Source organism: Streptomyces sp. NPDC090442 (assembly GCF_044769405.1).
GTDB lineage: Bacteria > Actinomycetota > Actinomycetes > Streptomycetales > Streptomycetaceae > Streptomyces.
This window is the reverse complement of record NZ_JBIVXW010000046.1, coordinates 1-21,851: the sequence shown is the minus strand read 5'-3', so window position 1 is coordinate 21,851 and position 21,851 is coordinate 1. Positions and strand designations below refer to the sequence as shown.

Sequence of the window (21,851 nt, the reverse complement as noted above, 5' to 3'; positions counted from 1 at the left end):
GCAGCGTGCCGCGCGCGATCGCCACGGCAGGGGCGCTGGTCGGCCGCTATGCCTGGTTCGCTGCCTTCTTGACGGTCCTGATCACGGGTGCCGTTTCGAGGTGTGTGACGGCGGGGAGCGCGGCGACCCGGGTGGTCAGGTACCGATACAACTCCCGTTGGTTCGCGCACACCACGCTCGCGTACACGTTGGTCGGGCCGGTCGTGGCGGCGGCGAACGCGATCTCCGGATGCCCGGCCAGCGCCTGGCCGACCTCCTCCAGGTACGCCGGGGCGACCGAGAGCCAGAGCAGCGTTCGGGCGTGCACGCCGAACATGCGCCAGTCGACGTCGATGTCGAGGTAGAGCAGGCCGAGTTCGCGCAACTCCGTCATTCGGCGCCGGACCGTCGTCGGCGACCAGCCCGTCGCCGCGGCCAACTGCTCGAACCCGGCCCGGCCGTCGGTGGCGAGCAGGGCGAGGAGCTTGCGGTCACCGTCGTCGAGCCGCACCGGTCCCCGTCGGTGCGGCACCGGAGGCGGGCGCAGTCGCGCGATCGCCGCCTCGTCCAACGAGCCGAGTTTTCCCACCAGGTTGTCCGGGCCGCCGTAGAAGGCGTGCAGCACGGAGTGCGCGGTCACGCCCTCCACGCGCGGGGTGTGGGGGAGTTTGGCCAGCAGCAGCGCCTCGCTGTCCGTCTCGTTCTCGGTTCGGACCACGCAGGTGATCTCGGTGCCGCCGGAACTGAGGCTCACCCAGGACGTGTCGGGGCGTCTGGCCAGCGCCTCGGCGACCGGAAGCGACGCAGCGGGCGCACATCGCACCCGCAGAAACCACAGGACGGCGCCCAGCGCGGTCGGGTCGACCCCGCCGAGCACCCGTACCGCCCCGGCCGACCGCAGCCGGGCGTAGCGGCGGGCGACGGTGCGATCCGATACGCCGAGAACCTCGGCGATGGTGCTGAACGGGGCACGGCCGTCGATCTGCAGGGCGTGCACGAGCCGCCGGTCCAGCTCGTCGTAGTCGGATTCCACCGAGCTGAGGCTAGACCGTGTCAGATGCCAACGCAATCAAGCCGGATTCTGGCTCGGGCGGCCCGGCCGACGGACCGTTGATCCTGTCCTGGTCGACACCGACAGGACCGACACAGACCCAAGGAGAGTCCGTGGACACCGATGTGCTCATCGTCGGAGCCGGCCCGACCGGAATGACGCTGGCCAACGAACTGCTGATGGCGGGGGTTTCGACTGCGTGGGTCGACAGGCTCCCGCAGCGCAGTGACCTGTCCAAGGCGGGCGGCGTGCAGTCCCGCACACTGGAGGCACTCGACCAACGAGGGCTGCTGGAACCCTTGTTGGCCACCGGAGACCACCCCGTCACCACGGGCCACTTCGCCGGCATACCACTGCCACTCCACTCCAACAGGCACCGCCTGCCATGGCGGTCCGTGCCACAGGTGGTGATCGAGGGATTCTTCGAGAAGCATCTCGCCGCGCACGGCCTCCACCCCCGCAGGGACCACGAACTGGTCGGCCTCGCCCAGGACGACACCGGCGTCACCGCGACCTTCGCCGACGACGCCACCCTCCGCTCCCGATACCTCGTTGCCGCCGACGGCGCACACAGCACCGTACGGTCCCTGCTGCGGGCCGAATTCCCCGGCCAGCAAGGCACGTTGACGGTCATCGCCGCCGACGTGCGGCTGGGCGGCACCGATCCGTCCACGTCACACACTTGGAACGAGGACGGACACTGGGCGGCACTGTTCCCGCTCGGCACCGATCCGCAGGGCAGGCAGCTGCGCCGACTGGTCCTCGGCGGGCCGGGCCAGTCACTGCCGAGGGAGGTCCCGGTCACCGAGGACGAAATCCGACACGGCCTGAGCACCGTGTTCGGAACCCGGGTGCACCTGCTCGAACTGCGCTACGCCCGCCGTATCACCAACGCGTCGCGGCAGGTCGCGCAGTACCGGCACGGGCGGGTGTTCCTCGCGGGCGATGCCGCTCATGTCCACCTTCCGCTCGGCGCACAGGGCATGAACACCGGGATGCAGGACGCGCTCAACCTCGGTTGGAAGCTCGGCGCCGCCGTGCGCGGTTGGGCACCGCGGAACCTGCTCGACACGTATCACGCGGAACGGCATCCGGCCGGGGCCGCCGTACTGCGCAACGTCCGGGCACAGAGCCTGCTGATGGACTGGGCCGGCACCCGCGATCCGGAGGTGCTGGCCGCCCGGGAGATCTTCACGGCCTTGGCCCAACTGCCGGACGTCCAGCACCATCTCGCCGACCTGATGTCCGGGATGGCCATCCGCTATCCGATGCCGGGCACCGAAACCCATCCGCTCGTCGGCCGGCCCGCACCGGACCTGGACCTCGGCCCGGCCCGGGTGCACGAACTGCTGCGTTCCGGGCACGGCATCCTGCTCGACCCGGCCGACGCATTCGCCGGGATCGCCGGCCCCTGGTCGGACCGGGTGGACCGGGTGGGCCGGGGCGCCGACACCGAACCGATGCTCATCCGGCCGGACGGCTACGTGTGTTGGGCCGGCGCGGACGCCCTGGAACCGGCGCTGCACCGCTGGTTCGGCGAACCCCGCTGAGCCGACGTTCACGGAACCGGCCGTCGCGGAGAGGCCGGTGGTCATCAGCGCGCGTCGACGGTGACCACCATCGCGCTCCGGCCCGACCAGTCGGCCCGGCCCGCCCGCCTCTCCGAGTGCAGCCACCCTCGGACGCCGTGGCGTCGTACGTCCACCGACTGGGGCGGGTGGCTGCCGGGTTCAGGTGCCCATGGCGTACATGCCGATCATGAAAGCCAGGTAGAGCAGCGGGAGCCCTCCTGCTACGGCCGCTACGAGGAGGACGGCCTTCATCGCCTTCTCCGCTGCCTGACGGTCGGGGACGGGGCGTGCAGGAGGGGCCTGGTCATTGCGTTCGTCTTCGATCACGGAGACATCCTGCTGGTCTCAGCGCCGTCGGACATCGGTTGACATACTCAAACGCGCTCGCCGTCGCGCTCTGCGACGATGAACGGATGACAGACGCCACCACACCGCAGCCCGTCATCCTCGGCATCGACGACCTCCGGCCGCTGCCCAGGGCCACGCGGACAGCCCGCACCAGCCGTGAAGGTATCCAACTCCTGCAAGAGCACCGTGACGGCTTCATCGACGAACTCTGGCTCGACCACGACCTCGGGGGTGAGGACGGCATCATGCCTGTGGTGGCCATGATGGAGGAAGCCGCCTTCAACGGGCGGCCCTTCCCCATCGGGATGGTCTTCGTCCACAGCGCCAATCCCATCGGCGCCGAAACCATGGTCCGAGCGCTCAGGCGCTGGAACTATCCAGTGTGTCGGGCAGCGGCCTAGACCGGGCGAGGTCCTGAGGAGGAGGGCCCCGGGACCTCGCCCGGTGGATGCCCCAGCGCATTGCACGCCGCATCGCCTCGTCTCGCAGACCCTGCCGTTGGCGGGGAAGGCGGTCGCGTGCTCTGCGGCCGCCAGGCCGTCACACGGCGGTGAAGTCCAGTACGAGTCGGCCCCGCAGCCCGCCCTTGGCCAGTCGCCGGTGCGCAGACACCGCTTGGTCGGCGGGCATGACGTCGGCCACGCGCAGCGTCAGTTCGCCCGCCTCCGCCTGGTCGCGCAGCCGGAGCAGCCGGGCGTGGTCGGTGGCCGCCTCGTTGACCCAGACCGGATGCACCCGGATACCGCGGTCCACCGGGCCGTCCCAGCCACGGATGACGGCGATACCACCACCGTCCCGGATCGCCGGGAGGACCAACTCGTGCAGCATCGCTCCGTCGAGGACGCCGTCCACCCCGTCGGGCGCGAGCGCACGGAACCGATCGGCGACGTCATCACCGCGCGACACCACCTCGTCGGCGCCGAGGTCTGCCACCAACTGCGCGTCGGCCGGCGCGGCGTCGGCCAACACCCGCAGCCCCTGGCTCTTGGCCAGTTGCACCGCATACCCCCCGAAGGCCCCGGCCGCTCCGGTTACCGCGACGGTGCCGCCGGCCGGCACGTCGAGCCTGTCCAGCCCGACCCGGGCGGTGAGGGCGTTCATCAGCAGCGTCGAGGCGGCCGGGAAGTCCACGCCGGTGAGCATCGGCACCACCGACTCCACCGGCACCACGACGAATTCGGCGTAGGCGCCGCCGTGCGGCTCGTAGGGGCGCACGATCGCGATCACTGCGTCCCCCTGCCGGAGCGGGGTGGCGGTGTCCGGTCCGATCGCGTCGACCACGCCGGCCGCGTCCATGCCCGGTACGTACGGCCCCGGGCGGCCGTTGAACCGTCCGCGGGTGGCGCCGGAGCGGAGCAAGGTGTCGGTGGGGTTGACCGAGGCGGCGTGGACGCGGATGCGCACTTCGCCGCGGCCCGGCACCGGATCCGGCAGCTCGATCACCCGCAGTACTTCGGGACCACCAAACTCCGTCAGACCGATCGCACGCATAGCTCTCACCTCTTTGTACGTCAACTATCGAACTAACCCTAAGGGGCGCGTGCTTGACGTACAACCCCGGCTCGCGAGCGGCAGAGAGCCTTCTCCGTGCTTCGGGGCTTGTGCGGTGTCGCGTCTTGGTCGCCGGCGCACCGGTATTGATGGGAATCGGCCCCGCGACGTCCGTAACCGTGCTGACGGTCGGCGTTGCCGCTGTGCTGACAGTCGGCGCCGGGGCGCTCGCCGATCGGCCCGCCCTCTGCCGCAGCCGTCCCCTGCGGCAGGTGGGCTGACGGCCGGTCAGTGCGAGCCGGCGGGAACCCGGCTGGACCAGATGTCGATCACCACCTGGTGACGATGCGGGCGCACCGCCGGTCCGCCGGCGGCGTAGTTCTTGTCGACCTGCGCCGCCTCGGCCGCGTTCGGCTTGGCGTTCGTGCAGGACGTGCCGGGGCCGTGGCCGGACATGAGCTCCGAGCAGGGGCCGCTGTAGTCGTCGGGCAGCCCGAGGATGTGCCCGGTTTCGTGCGCCGCGATCCGGGTCGTGTCGTAGCCCTCGTCCACCGCTTGCTGGCCCAACTGCACTTCACCGCTGCCGCCGGGGAAGATCGGCCCCAACGTGGTCTGCGGCCAGCCGCTGGTCGCCGTGTAGACGTAGTCGGCCGAGGCGCCGGTGCCCGCCGGCTCCAAGCGCACGTTGTGCACCGCGGCGTTCCAGTTCTGCACGGCCTGCTTGATCGGGTCCGCCCACTGGCCGGCGCCGCTGGCGTCATAGGTCAGGGTGACCACGGCCGAGGGTGCGTGCGGCGAGGAGTGCGCCGAAGCGACACCGACCGTGGGGCTCAGTATGGCTGGGACAAGCGCCGCCAGGGCGGCTAGTTGCTTGATCATGGGACGGGTGCGCCTCCTCGTGTCTCAACTGGTGCCCGCAGTAAACGGGGTTCGTCGCGAACACGACAACCTCTCCGTCGGCAATCGCGCCCCAGTGGCTTCAAGTTGGCTCAAAGCGCACAGGAGTTGACGACGGATCGGGTGGGAGGTGCCGGGCGCCGGTCGTGGCCGGAGGGGGCTGAGTGACGCCAGGCCGCTGCGCGCACGCAAGCGTCCACGCGCGGTGGCCGACGCCCCCTCTGGCACGGCTGGGCCGACCTGCTACACATCGCCCCCGCTTGGGACACGGCGCTGGCCCTACGCTGACCAACCCTCGCCCCGCCGCGCCCCACCGATGCCTTGGTCCCGTAATTCGGAGAAGTCCATGGTGGTGGTCGTCGCGCCCTGCGGCGTCTTGACGTCCATGCCCATCTTCACCGGGTAGTCGTCACCGTTGTCGTCCTCATGATCGAGCGGACACCACGGAATCTGCAACAGGTCGGGGCCGGAGGGGAAGACGAGGGCGGGCACGTCCCGCGCGTAGAGCTGGCCCACCGGGACCATCGCGACCGGTGCGGGCCCGACGGGCGTGCTGAGCGGCTCGTAGTGATCCGGTTCGGCGCACACGGGCCACGGCTCGGCCACCGGCCACAGCGGGGCGACCCACCGAGCGAACTCTCCTGCGGTCCCGGCTGCTCGGCTCGGGGAGGGGGAGAGGAGGGTGACGTCGCGGGCCATCCCGGTTCAACTCCGGGAGGCGCGCTCTTCGAGGAGAAGGAGGGGAGGGAGTGGGTGGTATCCCGCGACGCGACGTGACGGGCCGGCATCTCATCGAGCAAGGCGGCACCCCTGCACGGACTGCGGCGTCGCGGCACGGCATCGTCAACGGCGAAACCCACTCGTCGACGCCAAGCTCCTCACGTCTGTTGAGTCCGACTCAGCACTGCCACAGGAACCTCGCACGGCGGCACGGCTCGCAGGCGAACGCGTAGGCGCCGCCGCCACCGCCGAAGTTCATGGCGGTGCTGTGGTCGGGGCCTTCTTCGAGCTGGACGATCAGTGGCATGGGGGAGGCGCATGAGGGACAGGACGGCGTCTCATCACCCTGAAGCCAGGCGGGACTTCCGCCGAGCTGGCCGAGCACGGATGGCGCGGTGCGGTCGTCCCCCGCTGCCCACTCTCCGCCGGCCTGGTCGTAGTTGGGCTCGTCCACGTGCACCAAGCTGACCCCCCGAACGGAACCGAGCACAAGCAGGGCCTCGTCGACACCGCCTTCGGGCCGAGGCAGTGGCTCAAGGCCATCCGCGGGGAAGAGTGATGCCTGGTTCCCGCCGGAGTCCGGATCCCAGTCGTCGCACATGCCCGGGTCGTTCTGGCACGCGAACAGGGCGAGGATTCCCCGGTTCCCCACTCCGTCTCCGAGGTCATCCAGGACCACCTGGGCGAGGAACTGCATCGGGCCCTCGCACGAAGCGCAGCAGGGCCACGGAGCACCAGCCGGAGCCAGAGGCACTCCACCGGTCCGGGTAACCAGAGTAGTCGGTGCGACCGGACCCGCATCAATCATCAAAGTCGTCATAACCAGGACTCTAGGACACACCACTGACATCGCGAGAGCGAGCCGCCCCCGACCTCCCGCCAGTACCCTGACCGACGTGCCTTGCTGCCACACAAGCGCCTGATCTGCGAAACGATGCCCAGCGTGTGAGCGGGCCCCCGTGCGTCGCCTGCATCGAGGCCCAACCGCCCAACGAGCCCTCATGCCAAGCTCCTCGCCCAGCCCAGCGCCGATCATCAACCCACCATCAACCATCCATCAACCCACCATCCCCCTGCACGCTGCACGCTGTGCTGTCAGGCACGGCGGCGGTCATGCGGCGGTGTCCCGGTGCTCTTGGCCTGGCTGCTCGCCGGTGGCGTGCAGCGGGATGTCAGTGGCGGGTGCGAGGATGTGATCCATGACGGCGATGGGGGACAGTACGTCGAACGGTCCGGGGGCGCTGAGGTGCGCTGGTACAGAAGAACGGCCTGGTAAGGAAGGGGAGTTGGGGAGCCGGTCGAGTTCGGCAAGGTCCCGCGGACAGCACCGCGGACGCGTAGAAATGAAAGGAAACCCCAGTTCATGAGTGCACGTGTCTTCGACGCCCACTTCCACATCATCGACCAGCGCTTCCCGCTGGTGGAGAACGACGGCTATCTGCCGCCCGAATTCACCGTCACCCACTTCCGCGAGCGGGTCGCCGCTCTGAACGTGACCGGCGGAGCGGTGGTTTCCGGATCGTTCCAGGCGTTCGACCAGAGCTACCTGACCGACGCGCTGCGGCAGTTGGGCCCGGGCTTCGTCGGTGTGACGCAACTGCCTGCCACGGTCTCCGACGAGGAGATCGCCCGACTGGACGCCGCAGGGGTACGCGCCGTGCGGTTCAACGTCCGCCGTGGCGGCTCCGAGACTCTCGACCAACTGGACACCCTCGCCCGCAAGGTGCACGAGGTCGCCGGCTGGCACACCGAGCTCTACATCGATGCCGCCGACCTGCCCGACCTGTATGCGACGCTGAGCGCACTGCCCTCGGTGAGCATTGACCATCTCGGCCTGACCGCCGAAGGGTTGCCGCACCTGCTGCGCCTGGTGGACACCGGTGCGAGGGTGAAGGCCACCGGTTTCGGTCGTGTGGACCTCGACGTTGACGAGACGGTCCGGGCCATCGTCAAGGCCGACCCCACAGCCCTGATGTTCGGTTCCGACCTCCCCTCCACCCGAGCCCGCCGTCCCTTCGAAGACGCCGACCTGTACCGCCTCGCCGACCTGGTGGGCGCCGAGCACGTCGAGGCCGTCCTCCACGACAACGCCGCCGCGCACTACCGGATCGGCAGGAGCTGATCCTTCGCCGGTCTGCGACTGCAACGGCAGGGCACCACTGTGGATCTACTGAGCAGACGTCAAATCTCCATGAATGGCCACGAGTTGCGGGAACGTCCTGCTGTGGTGGGGCGTGGTGAGGGAAGACGGCGTCGGGGAGTGAGGAGTGAGGTTGTCCATGGCGAAGTGGCTGATCGTGGCCGAGGAGATGGTCGAGGTGGAGGGCGGACCGGCGCAACGCCGGGTGAAGACCCTCCAACCACTGGGGGAGTTGGATCGGACAGTCGCGCAGAAGCGGCTGCGCGAGGAGGCACAGAAGTACACCCCCGAAGCGCTGAAGGGTGTCCCCACGGCCATCTGCTGCCGCTTGGGCGTCGACGACGAGGTTCTGATAGTCGCCACCGACCGCACATGGCATGCGTCCTGCACGGTGCGGCTCCTGGAACGGTTGTAGACCGCCGAGGTCGGGGCGCCTTCGACGTCCCGGCGTGTGGATGTGCGAGGGCGGCGGGTTGGGTCAGTGCCGCACCCGCCGCCAGGTGATGACAGGGTGAAATCGGCGCTGCCGAGAGCGGTAGGAGCGTCGGCGTCGGGGCAGCGGTTGACGTGCTCAAGCGCGCTCGCCGCCTCCGCCGAGATCGGCCGCGGCGTTGGTTCAGTTGAAGATGCCGTAGGTGTGCTGGTAGATGGCGTCGGTGTGGTTGCGGATGTTTCGGTATACCTGGTCGAGGCGTTGGTAGGTCGCGTGGTTGGCCTCGTTGGGTTCGAACACCGTGCCTGGGCGGGTCATGTGGGTGAGGGCTTCGTCGGTGTTCGCGTAGGTGCCGAGGGCGACTGCCGTGCAGATGGCCGCGCCGAGGCCGGCCGTGCTGGTGGCGGTGGCGCGGTGAGTGGGGAGGCCGTGGACGTCGGCGTGGATCTGCATCATGAGGTCTGAGTGGGAGCCGCCGCCGGTGAGGATGACTTCGTCGAAGGTGGTGCCCAGTTCGGTGGCCATGCGGGCGGAGGTGTCGTGGATGGTCAGGGCGAGTGCTTCGAGGATGGAGCGGTAGATGTGGAAGCGGCCTTGGCGGCCGTCGAAGCCCAGGAGGGTGCCCTTGCGGAAGGGCGCGGTGGACGGGGCGAGCCAGTCCAGGACCGTCATGAGGCCGTCGCAGCCGGCGGGGACCTTTTCGGCTTGGGCGTTGAGGTAGTCCTCGACGCTGAGTCCGGCGGCTCGTGCGTGGAGGGCCGCTTCTTCGCCGAGGAGGTCGCGGTACCAGCTCACGGTCCACATGCCGCGGCGTACGCCGGTGGATTCGTAGAGGTAACGGCCGGGCTCGCTCGCGTAGTTGGTCCAGAAGTCCCGGGCGGCCGGTACGTGGTGTGTTCCGGTGGTCATGCCGGCGACGTAGGTGCCGAGTGAGATCAGAAGGGTGTGGGGACTGCGCAGTCCGCAGCCGAGTGCCTCGACGGCCTTGTCGTTGGCGGTCGCTACGACGGGGATGCCCGCGGGGATGCCGGTGTGAGCGGCGGCCTGCGGGGTGACCTGGCCGAGGATCTCGCCGGGCTGGACGAGGTCGAACAGCATGGACCGCGTGACGCCGAAGGCTGCCAACTGCTCGTCATCCGTGGACCAGTTCCAGGTCCCGGGGTCGACGGGCCATCTGCCTGCGTAGTTGGCGGCGGTGTCGCGGAAGGTGCCCGTCATGCGGTGGGTGAGGTAGCCGGAGGACGTGGTCACATATGCCGCGTCCGGTACGGCGTGTGGTTGGGAGACGCGTTGGTCCATCCAACTCATGACGGGCTGGGCCAGTGTGCCGTCTGCCTTGAGTACCGCGCGGCAAAAGCGGATGGTGCACAGGCCGACTCCGGCGATGTCTGCCGGGTCACCAGGGAAGGCGGCGAGCGCCGCCCGGCTCGCCTGGCCGATGGTCGTCCACAGGTCGTCGTCGGGGTGCTCGACGATGCCGGGGCGGGGGGTGTGGTAGGGGCGGAGGGCGGCGCGACCCTCGCTCACAGCCCGGCCGCGGGTGTCGAAGACGGTTACCTTCGAGGACTGTGAACCGTTGTCGATGCCGATGAAGTAGCGGGGACGGGTGCTGGTCATGCCGACTCCGGGGTGCGGGCCGGACGGCGCTGTCCGGCGGGGGGAGAGGAAGAGGCGGCCCGCCGCGCGCCCGGGCGCGGCGGGGCCGTGTGCACAGCGGTGTTGCGCGGTGCGGGAGGGGCCTCTGGTCCTAGAGGGGCACTGGCCCTAGAGGGGGAAGATCGTGCCCTTGTTCATGATCCCGTTCGGGTCGAACGTCTCCTTGAGCTTGGCCAGCAGGTAGTACGCGCTGCCGTGCTCCTCACGTGTCCACGGTGCCCGGTACTTGCCGATGCCGTGGTGGTGCACGATCGAGCCGCCGACCTTCAGGGCCTCTTCGACGATGATGGCGTTGAGGGGGATGTGGTACTTGTCGATCTCCTCGCGCGGCGCGCAGTTGATCTGGTAGTCGTAGACGAAGTACAGGTTGGTGCCTGTTTGGTAGCTGTGCGAGGAGTGGGCGCCCAACATCACCAGGTCGTCTGCCGCCGGGAAGTGGTTGCGGATGCGGTGCATGACGTTGTCGTAGAGCTCCACGGTGCGAGACCAGTCCACGGACACCTCGGTGGTGTAGCCGAGTTCGGCCTCCTTGAGCATGTGCTCCTTCTCGGCCTCGATCTTCTCGACGCCCCAGTTGAGGTTGGCGAACCACTCCTCGATCAGTCCAGGGTCGACCGCGGTGTGCGGATACTGGGCCGCGACGCGCGTGATCTCCTCGCTCGTCGCGTGCACCAGGCCCTTGGGACCTTCCGCGACGAACACCACGACGACCTTCCCCTGGTAGAAGTGGTCGAAGTGTTGGCGGGCGTCCTCGGGGGAGTAGACGCGCACCACCGAGGGGCGGTAGCCGCCCGTGACGACCTCGCGGATCATCGCGACACCGGTGGCCATGTCATCGACGAGGAAGCCGTGGAACTCGTTGTTCTCCGGCTGGTACTTGAAGACCTTGACCGTGACCTCGGTGAGGTAACACAGCGCGCCCTCGTTGCCGATGACGATGTGTCGGATGTCGGGGCCGGCCGCGCGACGCGGAACGTTCTTGACGCGGGTGACGGTGCCGTCGGCGAAGACCGCCTCCAGACCGACGACCATGTCCTCGATCGCGCCGTACAACGTGGAGAGTTGGCCGATCGAGCGGGTGGCGACCAGCCCGCCGTACTGCGCCAGCGGCTTGGATTGGGGGGAGTGGCCGGTGGTCAGGCCCTGCTCGCGCAGGCGGTCCTCCAGGAGTTGGAGGGGCACGCCGCACTCCACGGTGACCTGCATGTTGTCGCTGTCGATCGCGAGGATCTGGTCCAGGCCCGAGCCGTCGAGGACGATCGTGTCCTCCACGACGGTCTCCAGCCCGCCCTCGGTGCCGGTGCGGCCGGTGCGGGCGACCACGTTGATGCCGTGGGCGTTGGCGAAGGCCAGGACGTGTGAGACGTCCTGGGTGGAACGGGCGTTGACGATCGCCGCGGGCAACGGGCCGTCGTAGATGCCGTGCACGGACTGGTACTTCTTGAAGCGGTCGACGCTCGCCTGCCGGAGCTGCTCCGGGTCGGTGACGATCTGCTCGGCGGCGACGAGGTCGGCGAGGCCGCTGAGGATGTCTGCACGGGTGAGCGTCGAATGCGACTTGGCCATGATGGTTTCACCTTCGGGTGTTGCGATGTCAAAAGTGCGACGAGGGCAAGGAAGAGGGAGGCTGTGCGCCGGGGGAGGGGGGGACGGGTCAGCGGACCAGATAGCCTCCGTCCACCGGCAGCACATGGCCGTTGACGTAGTCCGAGGCGCGCGAGGCCAGGAACACCGTCGTCCCCATCAGGTCGGCCACATCCCCCCAACGCCCGGCCGGGATATGGGAAAGGACGCGGCTGTTGCTCTCCGGGTCCGACCGCGTCTCCTCGGTGATCTTCGTGGCGAAGTAACCGGGCGCGATCGCGTTGACCTGGATGTTGTGCGGGGCGAGCTCGTCGCAGTACGCCTTGGTCAGTCCTGCGATGCCGTGCTTGGTCGCGGCATAGGCAGGGGAGCGCTGACCGCCCAGGAACGAGAACATCGACGCGATGTTGATGATCTTCCCCGAGCGCTGCGGAATCATGAACCGCGCCGCCTCGTGGCTGAGTTCGAAGGCCGCCGTCAGATTGACCGCGACCATGGGGTCCCATTCGGCCCGACCGAACTCCTCCACAGAGGCGAGGTTGCAGATGCCCGCCGAGTTCACCAGCACATCCACCGCACCGAACGCCTCCACACACCCCCGAACGATCCGCCGCGGAGTGCCCGGCGCCGTCAGGTCGGCCTCAAGGAACTCCATACGAGCCCCGGTGTCCTCGATGAGTCGACGCGTGGTGCCGTCGTCCTCGGCGACGGAGGGGATGAAGACGTTCGCGCCGGCCTTGGCGAGGGCCAGTGAGAACGCCTGGCCCAAACCGGTGTTGCCACCCGTGACGATGGCGTTCTTACCCGCGAGGGAGAAGAAACCTGAGTGGAAGTCCGTGATGTCCATGGGGTTCTGCCTTCGGTAGTACGGGTCAGGAAGACGGGCCGGGCGACTCAGGCGGTCACGGGGACCGCCGGAGGGGTCGGGGTGGGCCCGGGGCGGGAAGCCAGGTCCCGGGCGCGGGCACGCGTGGTCAGGGTCGTCACCAAGATCCCCAGCAGCGCCATCGCCAACAGGAAGACGAACAGGGTCGTGTAGCCACCGCCCTGCTCCGGTACGGCGGGCGTCGCTGCGGGGTCGCCGATCCACCAGGCGCACAGCGAGGGCAGGAACGCGTCGGGCAGGAACGCGATACCGGAGGCCAGTCCGATGACACCGCCCCGCTCGTTCTTGGGGATCTCCACCTCACCGACCGTCGCGAAGTAGACACCTCGGCTGGTGAACACGAACAGGCAGAGCAGGAACATCAGGCCCAGCGCCACCCACTTATAGGCGGGCTGATGCGGCAGTACCAAGAAAACCAGGGCAACGGCGGCGCTGCCGACGAACATCCAACGCAGAAGGCGCGGCGAGGACTTGGTGACCTTGTCGACGACGACACCACCCGCGGGGCCCGCCACGAACTGAAAGACATAGGTGCGGATGACGCCGATGACGCCGATGAGCCCGGCGGCCATACCGAAGCGGTTTTCCAGCAGTGGCGAGAAATAGCCGAGCGTCGTGTAGAAGCAGTACATCAGCATGGCGGTGATGCCGATGAGCCACGTGTACTTGTTCCGCACCGCCCGCCACAACTGACGCAACGTCACCGAGGACGAACCAAGCTCCGCGAGCCTCCCCGCGTCACCCTTCACAAAGAACCACACCAGCGCGGCGAAGACGAAACACAGCACACCGTAGAGCCGGATCAGCCAGATGACGCCCGCCGACTGTGCCACGGCCATCGCGACGATAGCGGTGCCGGCGAACCCCACCACGGTGGAGGTGACGCCACGTGTCCCTTCCAGGAACCCGAAGAGGCGCCCCTGCTCGGAAGAGCTCCCGAGCATCCCGATCGCCTTGACCAGCGCCGGCCAGTACAGGCCCATCCCCATCACGGCCATCACCACATGGGCGGCCAGCGCACCCCAGTATCCGGGCGCCTGCGCGAGATACAGATCGGCGGCGCCGGTTCCGGCCAGCGCCACAACGATCAGCGTCCGCGGCTCGAACCGGTCGGCGAACCAGCCGCCGAGAAAGTACATGAACACCGCAACGGCGCCGAACACCGAAATGATGTTGCCGTAGTCCTGCGCCGACAACCGCAGTGCCTCGGTAGTGGGTCCGAGGAACACAAAGCGAATGTAAGCGACCTGGAAGATGATCCCGCCGGACATTGAAAGGACCAGAAAGCTGACCCATCTTTGCAACGTGGACAACGCACAACCACCTCTTCGTGGAAGTCCAGAATCCGAGAAAACTGGATACAAAAAAAGAACAGTAACCCTCTATGGCGAGGAGTTACTGTTCTCTGGTCTCTAGTAACTGCTCCGGCGCAGAGCCGGAGCCGGTATGAAATTATTCGGCCCTCATCGGTCCGTTCATGAACAGTACGAGCGAACGTTTCCCGCTGTCAACCACTTCTTTGCCTCCACCACATGCGGACGCGCAGCTCACATGGCCCAGACGTCCCGATTGGACGAGGCGATCGCGCACGCACCCGCCTTCAGGGCCGCGAACACATCGTCGCGATCACAGACCAGCCCACCGGCGATGAGCGGCACACCGATGTCCGCCACAACCCACGAGATGACCCGCGGCATACAGCCGGGCAGGATCTCCACACAGTCCCGCTGCGACCTACGCACCTGCGGCGCGAGATTGTGGTACGAGAGCGAATCGATGAGGAAGAAACGGTGCACCGCGAACAATCCCAGCTCGCGAGCGGCCCGCACCATGAACGCCTTCGAGCTGAGAATCCCATCGGCAGCGGTCCGCTCCTTGACGTACCGCACCACCACCTCTTTCCCGGCGAAACCATCGAGCAGATCGACGTTCACCAAGACGACGCGCCCATCGTCCTTCAGCCGCTGCACGATGTCCGGGAGGTCGAGGACCGAGCCGTAGAGCAGGAACACGATCCGGCAATCGGAACGCAGTACCGCCCGCAGCCCGGCCTCGTCCACCACGCTGGCGACGACCGGATGCTCTTCCAGTAGCTCTGCAAGGGCAGTAGCCATACTCAACTCCCAGACACATAGCAGCGGCATGCGGCAGCAGGCTCCACCAACGCCCAAGCGCACGGAAGACGCCGGCACTTCACCACCCCTGCCACCTGCCCCCAGTATGCGCGCCGCGCCCGGGAGGGCCCCCAGCCAGCCCCCCGGCGAACCCCACGACCAACCCCATCACCAGGCCCCAACCAACGCCACGACCCGGCTCCGTGACCCCCGTCCTCCGCCGACCCCGCGCGGCCCCCGGACAACCGACGTGCCAGCCCCGACCTGCGACGGAACCCAAGACACCGCTCCCCGAACACCACCGCACGGCGAAAAGGACCAAAGACGCAAACCCAAGGTCCAGCGACCTGCGAGCGATGGACTTTAGTCCCTGTCGAGGGCTCCTCGCCCCCCGGGACACTTCCGGCATGGAGAACCTGGACACGCTGATCGTTTCCCTGAGCGATCACCTGTGGACCTGGCTGCTGATCCCCCTGGTCATCGGCGCCGGTCTGTATTTCACGATCCGATCGAAGGCCGTGCAGCTGCGCCTGCTGCCCGAGACCTTCCGGGTGCTCAGGGAGAAGACCTCCCCGCGGGCTGACGGCCGTAAGCAGGTGTCCGCCTTCGGCGCCTTCACCATCTCGGCGGCCGCCCGGGTCGGGACCGGCAACATCGCCGGTGTGGCCACCGCCATCACCCTCGGCGGGGCAGGGGCCGTCTTCTGGATGTGGGCGATGGCGATCATCGGCGCCGCCTCCGCCTTCGTGGAGTCGGCCCTCGCCCAGCTCTACAAGGTGCGCAGCGCCACCGGAACCTACCGGGGCGGCCCGGCCTACTACATGCAGCGGGCCCTCGGGAAGCGCTGGCTCGGCGTCCTGTTCGCCGTGGTCATCACCGCCACCTTCGGCTTCGTCTTCAACGCCGTGCAGGCCAACACCATCACCACGGTGATCGGCGGCTCGCTGCCGGAAGCCGACAGTTCCTGGTTCAGCCCGGCCACCGGCCTGCTGCTGGCCGCCCTGCTGGGCCTGGCCGTCTTCGGTGGGGTCCGCCGACTCTCCTCCGTGACGAGCGTGCTCGTCCCGGTGATGGCCATCATCTACCTGGTCCTCGGCCTGGCCGTGGTGCTGCTGAACATCACCGAGTTCCCCCGCGTCATCGCCGACATCGTCGGCGGCGCGTTCGGCCTGCGCGAGCTCGCCGCCGGCGGGATCGGCGCGGCCATCCAGCAGGGCATCCGACGCGGCATGTTCTCCAACGAGGCCGGCCTGGGCTCGGCCCCCAACGCGGGCGCCGCCGCCGAGGTCTCCCACCCGGTCAAGCAGGGCCTCGTCCAGTCCCTGGGCGTCTTCTTCGACACCCTCCTGGTGTGCACGATGACCGCCTTCATCGTCCTGGTCACCAACCCCGAGCTCGCCGGCCGGCAGGGCGCCGACCTCACCCAGAACGCGCTGAGCGGCGCCCTCGGCTCCTGGGCCGGCCACGTGCTCACCGCCGTGGTCTTCATGCTCGCCTTCAGCTCGATGATCGGGAACTACTACTACGGCGAGACCAACATCCAGTTCATCACCCGCAAGCGCTGGGTGCTGTCCTCCTACCGAACGCTGGTCCTGGCCGCGGTGGTGCTCGGCTCGCTGGGCTCCGTCTCGATCGTCTGGAACCTCGCCGACGTCTCCATGGGCATCATGGCCCTGATCAACCTGCTCGCCATCATTCCCCTCTCCGGCATCGCCTTCCGCCTCCTGGAGGACTACCTCGCCCAGCGCCGAGCGGGCCTGGACCCCCTCTTCACCCGGGACCGCCTGCCCGGCCTGAAGGGCATCCAGTGCTGGGACGCGCCCAGCACGCCCGGCAACCCCCAGCTCTCCCTGGCCGGCACGAGCCAGCCGGACCCCCAACGGACCTGACCGACCTGCCAGAACCCCCTCCAACCAGTCACCCCTCGGCCCGGCCAGGTGGACCGCACGGATCCGTGCGGTCCACCTGGCCGGGCGACGATGCGTCCCTTGCTGATCAGTCCCTCTCGCGCGGCGGGGGAATCCCGCCGACGAGCCAGGCCGGGTCGGGAACGTCCGGGTGGCGAGAGCCGCGTCACGCATCGGATGTCCGAGTGCCGCTTTCGGCGCTGGCGGGTGCGCCATGGTGTCCGCAAGGCGCACCACCCACCCGCGGGGGCGCGCGGGTGGGTGGCAGCAGGCGCAGATACATTCAAGAAAGTCCCAACTTTGCCTCTATGGCCATGAGTTAACGTTTCGCCACTGTAGGCGGCGTTTGCGTATGCCAAGCCAGGGGATGTTTCGGGTGTCCCGGTCAGAGAGGGGCACTCCATGGGCAATCTGCTCACCATGAACACCACCGCCAAGCCCGGGACACGAGCCGGGGTGTGCGGATGTTGATCACGACGCTCGCCGAGTACCACGTGGCACCCGGGCTGCTCCGGGAGTGGACGCTGGAGGGGCGGCCCTTCGACGAGGCGGCAGGTTCGGCAGAGGGGGCCACGCCGCTGTCGTACAACCAGGAATGGCACCTGAAGTTCCTCGCGAAGCTCGCGGAGCGCGGCGCCACGATCCCGATGTGGATGGGGTTCGCGTTCGAGATCCCCGGACCGCTGGACGTCGAGGTGTTCCGCGAGACGCTCCGTGTGTGGGTCGAGCGTCACGAGACGCTGCGCAGCGCATTTCGCGCGGTGGGCGCGCGGACGGAGCGCTTCACGGTGGCCCCCGACCGGGTGTCCGTGAACGACGCGGTGCTGGGCGGTTTCGCCGGCAGCGACGGCATGAGCGCCTGGCTTCAGGAACGTATCGACGACGCAACGGGCGCGTTCCGCTGGCCCAGCCATGTGGTGGAGACCGTGGAGCGTGCGGATTCCACCACGGTCATCGTGGCGCTTGACCACGCGCACACCGACGGACTCTCCGTCATGACGGCCGTCAAGGAATGGCAGGAGTTGTACGCGACCGTCGCCGCCGGCCGTCGGATCGACCATCAACACGTGGGCAGCTATGTGGATTTCAGCGTGGCGGAGCGTGCGGCTGCCGACCGGATCGGTGCTGACCATCCGGCCGTCGGGGCCTGGGAGCGATTCATCGAAGCGGGCGGAGCGAAGCTGCTGGAGTTCCCGCTCGACCTCGGTGTTGCGGAGGGGGAACTGCTCCCGCACACCAAACTCGACACGCGGCTGCTTGACGCACGCGCGGCCGAGGCGGTCGAGGCGGCCTGCCACTCGGTGGGCGGCGGCTTCCTCGCCGGCCTGCTCGCGGTCTTCGCGGTCGTCGCCCACGAGATCACAGGCGAGCCGGTCTACCGGACGGTCATGCCGCTGCACACCCGCTCCCGGTCGGAATGGCTGCATTCGATGGGGTGGTACATCGGCATCGGCCCGGTCGAGATCGAAACCCCCACGGCGCACAGCTTCCGCGATGTGGTTCCGCTCGCGCACCAGTCCGCGCGGACGGCACTGCGCCTGAGCCGGGTGCCGATCGTGAGGATCGCCGAACTCCTGGGGATCGAGGAGGAATTGGAGCGACGGATGCCCGAGGTCTTCCCGTTCGTCTCCTACACCGACACGCGGGTGATCCCCGGGGCGCAGCGCTGGCCCGAATGGAACGCCCGCCCCGTGGTTCGGATGAAGACCCGTGGGAACCGAGTGAACACCTGGGTCCACCGCACCCATGAAGGAGTGTGGATGACCGTGCGCTACCCCGGCACGGAGACCGCCGACGTCGGCATCGCCGGCTATGCCGACCATGTCCGGGACGTGTTCCGGAGCGTGGCGAGGACCAGTGACTACGTGTACGGCCGGCCGAACACTGCAGGAGAGGCGATATGACCTGTGCGCGCGAGACCGTGGAAGCCGTCTTGACCGAAACGTTCAACGTGCTTCCCCAAGAGATGAAACCCGAGGCGGTCCTGTCGTCGCTCGACATGGACTCCCTGGCCGTGGTCGAGCTCCTCTTCGTCCTGGAACGGGAGTTGGGAGTGAAGATCGGAGAGGACGAGGTGACCCCGCGCAACACGGTCCGTGAGCTGGTGGCGACGGTGGAGGCGAAGCTCGCGCGGCGGTCAGCGGGGCCGGGGCGATGACCCGCCCTGAGGTCGTCGTGACCGGTCTGGGCATGGTCACCCCGGCTGGGATCGGGGTGGAGACGACGTGGCGGGCCATGGTCGTGGGGCTGCCGACCGCCGCACCCGACCCGGCACTTGCGGGCCTGCCCGTCGACTTCTCCTGCCGCGTCCCTGACTTCCGACCGGAGGAGTTTCTCGGCCGCCGAGCCTTGTGGCGCACGGACCGTTGCTCCCAGTTCGCCGTCGCCGCGGCGTGCGAAGGCGTACGGGACGCGCGCCTCGACCCCGAGACCTGGAACGGAACCAGGGTGGCCGTGATCATCGGCACCTGCTTCGGCGGCCAGTGGGCGTGCGAGAGTGCCCATCGCGGCCTCCTTGAGGACGGGCACGATGCCGTCCCACCGACCCTGGTGCCCAAGATGCTCCCCAACATGCCCGCTGCCGAGGTCTCCATGGCCCTCCGGGCGCGCGGTATCAGTATGGGCATGTCGACAGCGTGTGCCTCAAGTGCCAACGCCGTAGCGCTCGGCAGGGACCTGCTCGCGTCCGGCGCCTACGACGTGGTGATCGCCGGCGGCGCCGATGCGGCTGTCACACCGCTGATCGCTGCGGGGTTCCACCGCATGGGGGCACTGTCCGGCCGCCGCGACGCCCCGGCCGCGGCCTCACGTCCGTTCGACGCCGACCGCGACGGGTTCGTCATGGGGGAGGGCGCCGGCGTCCTCGTCCTGGAGCGCACGGAAGACGCCCTGCGGCGCGGTGTGGTGCCGCGGGCAACGCTGGCGGGCTGCGGATCCACCAACGACGCCCTGCACGCCACCGCCCCGCACCCCGAACACCGCGTTGCCGAAGCCGCGTTGCGTGCCGCGCTCGCCGAAGCCGGCGCCGCTCCCGAGGAAGTGGGCCACGTCAACGCGCACGGCACCTCGACCTGCCTCAACGACGTCACCGAGGCCGCGATGATCGCCCGGGTCCTGCCGCACGCCCCCACCGTGACCTCGGCCAAGGGCGTGTTGGGCCACTCCTTCGGCGCCAGCGCAGCGGTGGAGGCGGCGCTCACCGTGCTGACGCTCCAGGAACAACGGGTCCCGCCGACCGCCAACCTGGAGAAGGTCGGCCCGGACATAGAGCTGGACCTCGTCTCCAAGGTGGCCCGGCCTCAACGAATCGACCTCGCGGTGAGCAACGCATTCGGCTTCGGTGGACATAACGCGGTCCTGGCACTCCGGCGGTGGGCGTAGCCGCCACGAGCACCGGTCGGGGCCGGGGCGGGCCCGGTGGCCCGGCCGGTGTCTGCGGTGGAGGCGGCACTGGCCTGGCCGGCGAGTGGCGGGGGGAGGGTCCATGCCGCCACGGCCGTCGAGAAGACCTACGTCGTCGCCCGCACGGCCAAACTGACCGCAGGGAAAGGCCGTTCGGCATCCCCGACGTCATGCGGCACCCGTGCCTTCACCGGCCCGATGCGCACATCATCGCCATCGGCTCGTGCGAGAACGGCGGGGTCGAGCGGAAGCCCCGGGCCGCACGGGACCCTTACGGGCCGACGGAAGCGGTGCACCGGGCGGGATGGCTGCGGGCGAGGACGATCACCGCGCTTTGGGCTCCGCGCGGGTCTTCTGTTACCCGTCGATCTCGGCTGATACCTTCTCGCTGTGCCTGCTCGAAGCGCTGGCCGGCGGTCAACCGGCCGTCTGTTACGACGTCCTGTTCGCCCGCGTCGTTCACGGTGCCACCCCGGCAGTGCGCCGGGTACCGTTGAATTCTCCACCGGCCATGGCGGCCGAACCGAACGAACTTCCCGCAGAGCACGCTGGGTTCTGCCAGCGCCGCGTTCCCAGAGCCCGTCACCCGCTACAGCACCTGGCGGGCCGTGGCCGACGCGGAAGTCGCCGCCTACCGACTTTCTCGCCATGGTGCATTCTGCTGCCCATGGCGAAACAACGGAACATCGTTAGGGTAAACCGTGCTTGATGTGAAGTTCATTCTGGAAAACCCCAAGGCCGTCATCGAGAATTGCGCTCGTCGGGGTTACGACGTCGACATCGAGCGGATCGTCTCGCTCGACCGTGAACGGCGCGAAACCATCACGCGACTCGACGAAACGCGGCACGGCATCACCGTGTTGGGTCGCGAGTGGAAGAACGCCACCGACAAGGACGAGCACCGGCGCAAGGCCAACGCGCTCAAGGAGGACCGAACGCACCTTGAGACGCAACTGGAGGGCATCGAGACGACGTTGCAGCAGATCCTGGAACGGCTGCCCAACATGCTCGACCCCCGGGTTCCGGTCGGCGGCGAAGAAGAGAACGAAATCGTCCGCACCGTCGGCACCCCACCCTCCTTCGATTTCGCCCCGCGTTCCCACGAGGAACTCGGCCGCCTCACCGCGACCATCGACATCCCGCGTGGCGTGAATGTCGCGGGCTCGCGGTTCTACCTACTGATGAACGAAGCCGTCCAGATCCGCTACGCCCTGACGGACCTGTTCATCAAGCGCGCCAGGGAACAGGGCTTCGACCTGGTCTCGCCCCCCTATCTCGCCCGCCGGGAGACCCTGTTCGCCTCCGGCTACCTGCCGTTCCAGGACAAGGACAACTTCACGGTCAACGACTCGGACCTGTCCCTGATCGGCACCAGCGAGCAGGCGCTGCTCGGCATGCATGTCGGGGAAATTCTGCCCCGGCTTCCGCTGCTGTACCTCGGCGACTCGATGTGTTTCCGCACCGAGGCGGGAAGTTACGGCCGCGACACCGCCGGGATCCTGCGGGTGCACCAGTTCTACAAGCTCGAACAGTTCGTCTACTGCCACCCGTCCGAGAGCGAGCACTATCACCAACTGTGCCTGGAGAACGAGGAATGGCTGATGCGTGAGCTCGGCATTCCCTACCAGGTGGTGCTCACCGGCTCGCAGGACCTGGGTGCGCCCGGCCGCAT

20 protein-coding genes are annotated in these 21,851 nt (G+C 68.4%); 9 read left to right on the top strand and 11 right to left on the bottom strand.

Annotation, left to right across the window (positions count from 1 at the left end; genetic code table 11):
- Positions 1 to 46: 46 nt before the first annotated feature.
- Complete coding sequence (locus ACIQU6_RS28535; protein ID WP_403484555.1) at positions 47 to 1,012, bottom strand: Lrp/AsnC family transcriptional regulator; 966 nt, start codon at positions 1,010 to 1,012, stop codon at positions 47 to 49.
- A gap of 131 nt (positions 1,013 to 1,143) precedes the next feature.
- Here ACIQU6_RS28535 and ACIQU6_RS28530 point away from each other — a divergent pair, with 131 nt between their 5' ends.
- Entirely contained in the window at positions 1,144 to 2,580 is a 1,437-nt protein-coding gene (locus ACIQU6_RS28530) for an FAD-dependent monooxygenase (RefSeq protein WP_403484554.1), read from the top strand.
- Positions 2,581 to 2,760: 180 nt separating this feature from the next.
- Here ACIQU6_RS28530 and ACIQU6_RS28525 read toward each other — a convergent pair whose 3' ends face one another.
- Positions 2,761 to 2,928, bottom strand: a complete 168-nt coding sequence (locus tag ACIQU6_RS28525; RefSeq protein WP_403484553.1) for a hypothetical protein — start codon at positions 2,926 to 2,928, stop codon at positions 2,761 to 2,763.
- 86 nt (positions 2,929 to 3,014) lie between these two features.
- On the opposite strand from ACIQU6_RS28525, the gene ACIQU6_RS28520 reads away from it, so the two are divergent.
- Entirely contained in the window at positions 3,015 to 3,350 is a 336-nt protein-coding gene (locus tag ACIQU6_RS28520; RefSeq protein WP_403484552.1) for a cyclic-phosphate processing receiver domain-containing protein, read from the top strand.
- Positions 3,351 to 3,489: 139 nt separating this feature from the next.
- Here the strand turns inward: ACIQU6_RS28520 and ACIQU6_RS28515 are convergent, their stop codons facing one another.
- The 4 genes from ACIQU6_RS28515 to ACIQU6_RS28500 all read right to left on the bottom strand — a co-directional run bounded on the left by ACIQU6_RS28515 (position 3,490) and on the right by ACIQU6_RS28500 (position 6,865).
- Positions 3,490 to 4,440: an NADP-dependent oxidoreductase gene (locus ACIQU6_RS28515; RefSeq protein WP_403484551.1), complete on the bottom strand. Its 951-nt coding sequence runs from the start codon at positions 4,438 to 4,440 to the stop codon at positions 3,490 to 3,492.
- Positions 4,441 to 4,728: 288 nt separating this feature from the next.
- Complete coding sequence (locus ACIQU6_RS28510) at positions 4,729 to 5,319, bottom strand: snapalysin family zinc-dependent metalloprotease (protein WP_403484550.1); 591 nt, start codon at positions 5,317 to 5,319, stop codon at positions 4,729 to 4,731.
- Between the two features lie 297 nt (positions 5,320 to 5,616).
- Positions 5,617 to 6,036, bottom strand: coding sequence for a hypothetical protein (locus ACIQU6_RS28505; RefSeq protein WP_403484549.1), 420 nt, complete (start codon positions 6,034 to 6,036; stop codon positions 5,617 to 5,619).
- Positions 6,037 to 6,235: 199 nt separating this feature from the next.
- Positions 6,236 to 6,865: a DUF1963 domain-containing protein gene (locus ACIQU6_RS28500; protein ID WP_403484602.1), complete on the bottom strand. Its 630-nt coding sequence runs from the start codon at positions 6,863 to 6,865 to the stop codon at positions 6,236 to 6,238.
- 555 nt (positions 6,866 to 7,420) lie between these two features.
- On the opposite strand from ACIQU6_RS28500, the gene ACIQU6_RS28495 reads away from it, so the two are divergent.
- On the top strand, positions 7,421 to 8,179 hold the full coding sequence (locus tag ACIQU6_RS28495) for an amidohydrolase family protein (RefSeq protein ID WP_403484548.1): 759 nt from the start codon (positions 7,421 to 7,423) through the stop codon (positions 8,177 to 8,179).
- A 157-nt stretch (positions 8,180 to 8,336) separates the two neighbouring features.
- Positions 8,337 to 8,612: a hypothetical protein gene (locus ACIQU6_RS28490; RefSeq protein WP_403484547.1), complete on the top strand. Its 276-nt coding sequence runs from the start codon at positions 8,337 to 8,339 to the stop codon at positions 8,610 to 8,612.
- A 201-nt stretch (positions 8,613 to 8,813) separates the two neighbouring features.
- On the opposite strand, the gene ACIQU6_RS28485 is transcribed toward ACIQU6_RS28490, so the two are convergent.
- The 5 genes from ACIQU6_RS28485 to ACIQU6_RS28465 form a co-directional block, all read right to left on the bottom strand.
- On the bottom strand, positions 8,814 to 10,247 hold the full coding sequence (locus ACIQU6_RS28485; RefSeq protein ID WP_403484546.1) for an FGGY-family carbohydrate kinase: 1,434 nt from the start codon (positions 10,245 to 10,247) through the stop codon (positions 8,814 to 8,816).
- A 147-nt stretch (positions 10,248 to 10,394) separates the two neighbouring features.
- On the bottom strand, positions 10,395 to 11,852 hold the full coding sequence (locus ACIQU6_RS28480) for an FAD-binding oxidoreductase (protein ID WP_403484545.1): 1,458 nt from the start codon (positions 11,850 to 11,852) through the stop codon (positions 10,395 to 10,397).
- Between the two features lie 88 nt (positions 11,853 to 11,940).
- A complete protein-coding gene (locus ACIQU6_RS28475; protein WP_403484544.1) occupies positions 11,941 to 12,717 on the bottom strand; it encodes an SDR family oxidoreductase in 777 nt (258 codons plus the stop codon).
- A 47-nt stretch (positions 12,718 to 12,764) separates the two neighbouring features.
- Positions 12,765 to 14,027: a nitrate/nitrite transporter gene (locus ACIQU6_RS28470; RefSeq protein ID WP_403484543.1), complete on the bottom strand. Its 1,263-nt coding sequence runs from the start codon at positions 14,025 to 14,027 to the stop codon at positions 12,765 to 12,767.
- Between the two features lie 276 nt (positions 14,028 to 14,303).
- Complete coding sequence (locus tag ACIQU6_RS28465) at positions 14,304 to 14,870, bottom strand: glycerol-3-phosphate responsive antiterminator (RefSeq protein WP_403484542.1); 567 nt, start codon at positions 14,868 to 14,870, stop codon at positions 14,304 to 14,306.
- Between the two features lie 407 nt (positions 14,871 to 15,277).
- Between ACIQU6_RS28465 and ACIQU6_RS28460 the strand changes: the two genes are divergently transcribed.
- From ACIQU6_RS28460 to ACIQU6_RS28440, 5 genes are all read left to right on the top strand, one after another.
- Positions 15,278 to 16,759, top strand: a complete 1,482-nt coding sequence (locus ACIQU6_RS28460; protein WP_403484541.1) for an alanine/glycine:cation symporter family protein — start codon at positions 15,278 to 15,280, stop codon at positions 16,757 to 16,759.
- A gap of 482 nt (positions 16,760 to 17,241) precedes the next feature.
- Entirely contained in the window at positions 17,242 to 18,681 is a 1,440-nt protein-coding gene (locus ACIQU6_RS28455; RefSeq protein WP_403484540.1) for a condensation domain-containing protein, read from the top strand.
- Positions 18,678 to 18,935, top strand: a complete 258-nt coding sequence (locus tag ACIQU6_RS28450; RefSeq protein WP_403484539.1) for an acyl carrier protein — start codon at positions 18,678 to 18,680, stop codon at positions 18,933 to 18,935. The genes ACIQU6_RS28455 and ACIQU6_RS28450 overlap by 4 nt, the downstream gene beginning before the upstream one ends.
- Positions 18,932 to 20,158 (top strand): beta-ketoacyl-[acyl-carrier-protein] synthase family protein, encoded by a 1,227-nt coding sequence (locus ACIQU6_RS28445; RefSeq protein WP_403484538.1) that lies wholly within the window; start codon positions 18,932 to 18,934, stop codon positions 20,156 to 20,158. The genes ACIQU6_RS28450 and ACIQU6_RS28445 overlap by 4 nt, the downstream gene beginning before the upstream one ends.
- A gap of 731 nt (positions 20,159 to 20,889) precedes the next feature.
- A partial coding sequence (locus tag ACIQU6_RS28440) for an aminoacyl--tRNA ligase-related protein (protein ID WP_403484537.1) occupies positions 20,890 to 21,851 on the top strand: 962 nt, incomplete at its 3' end.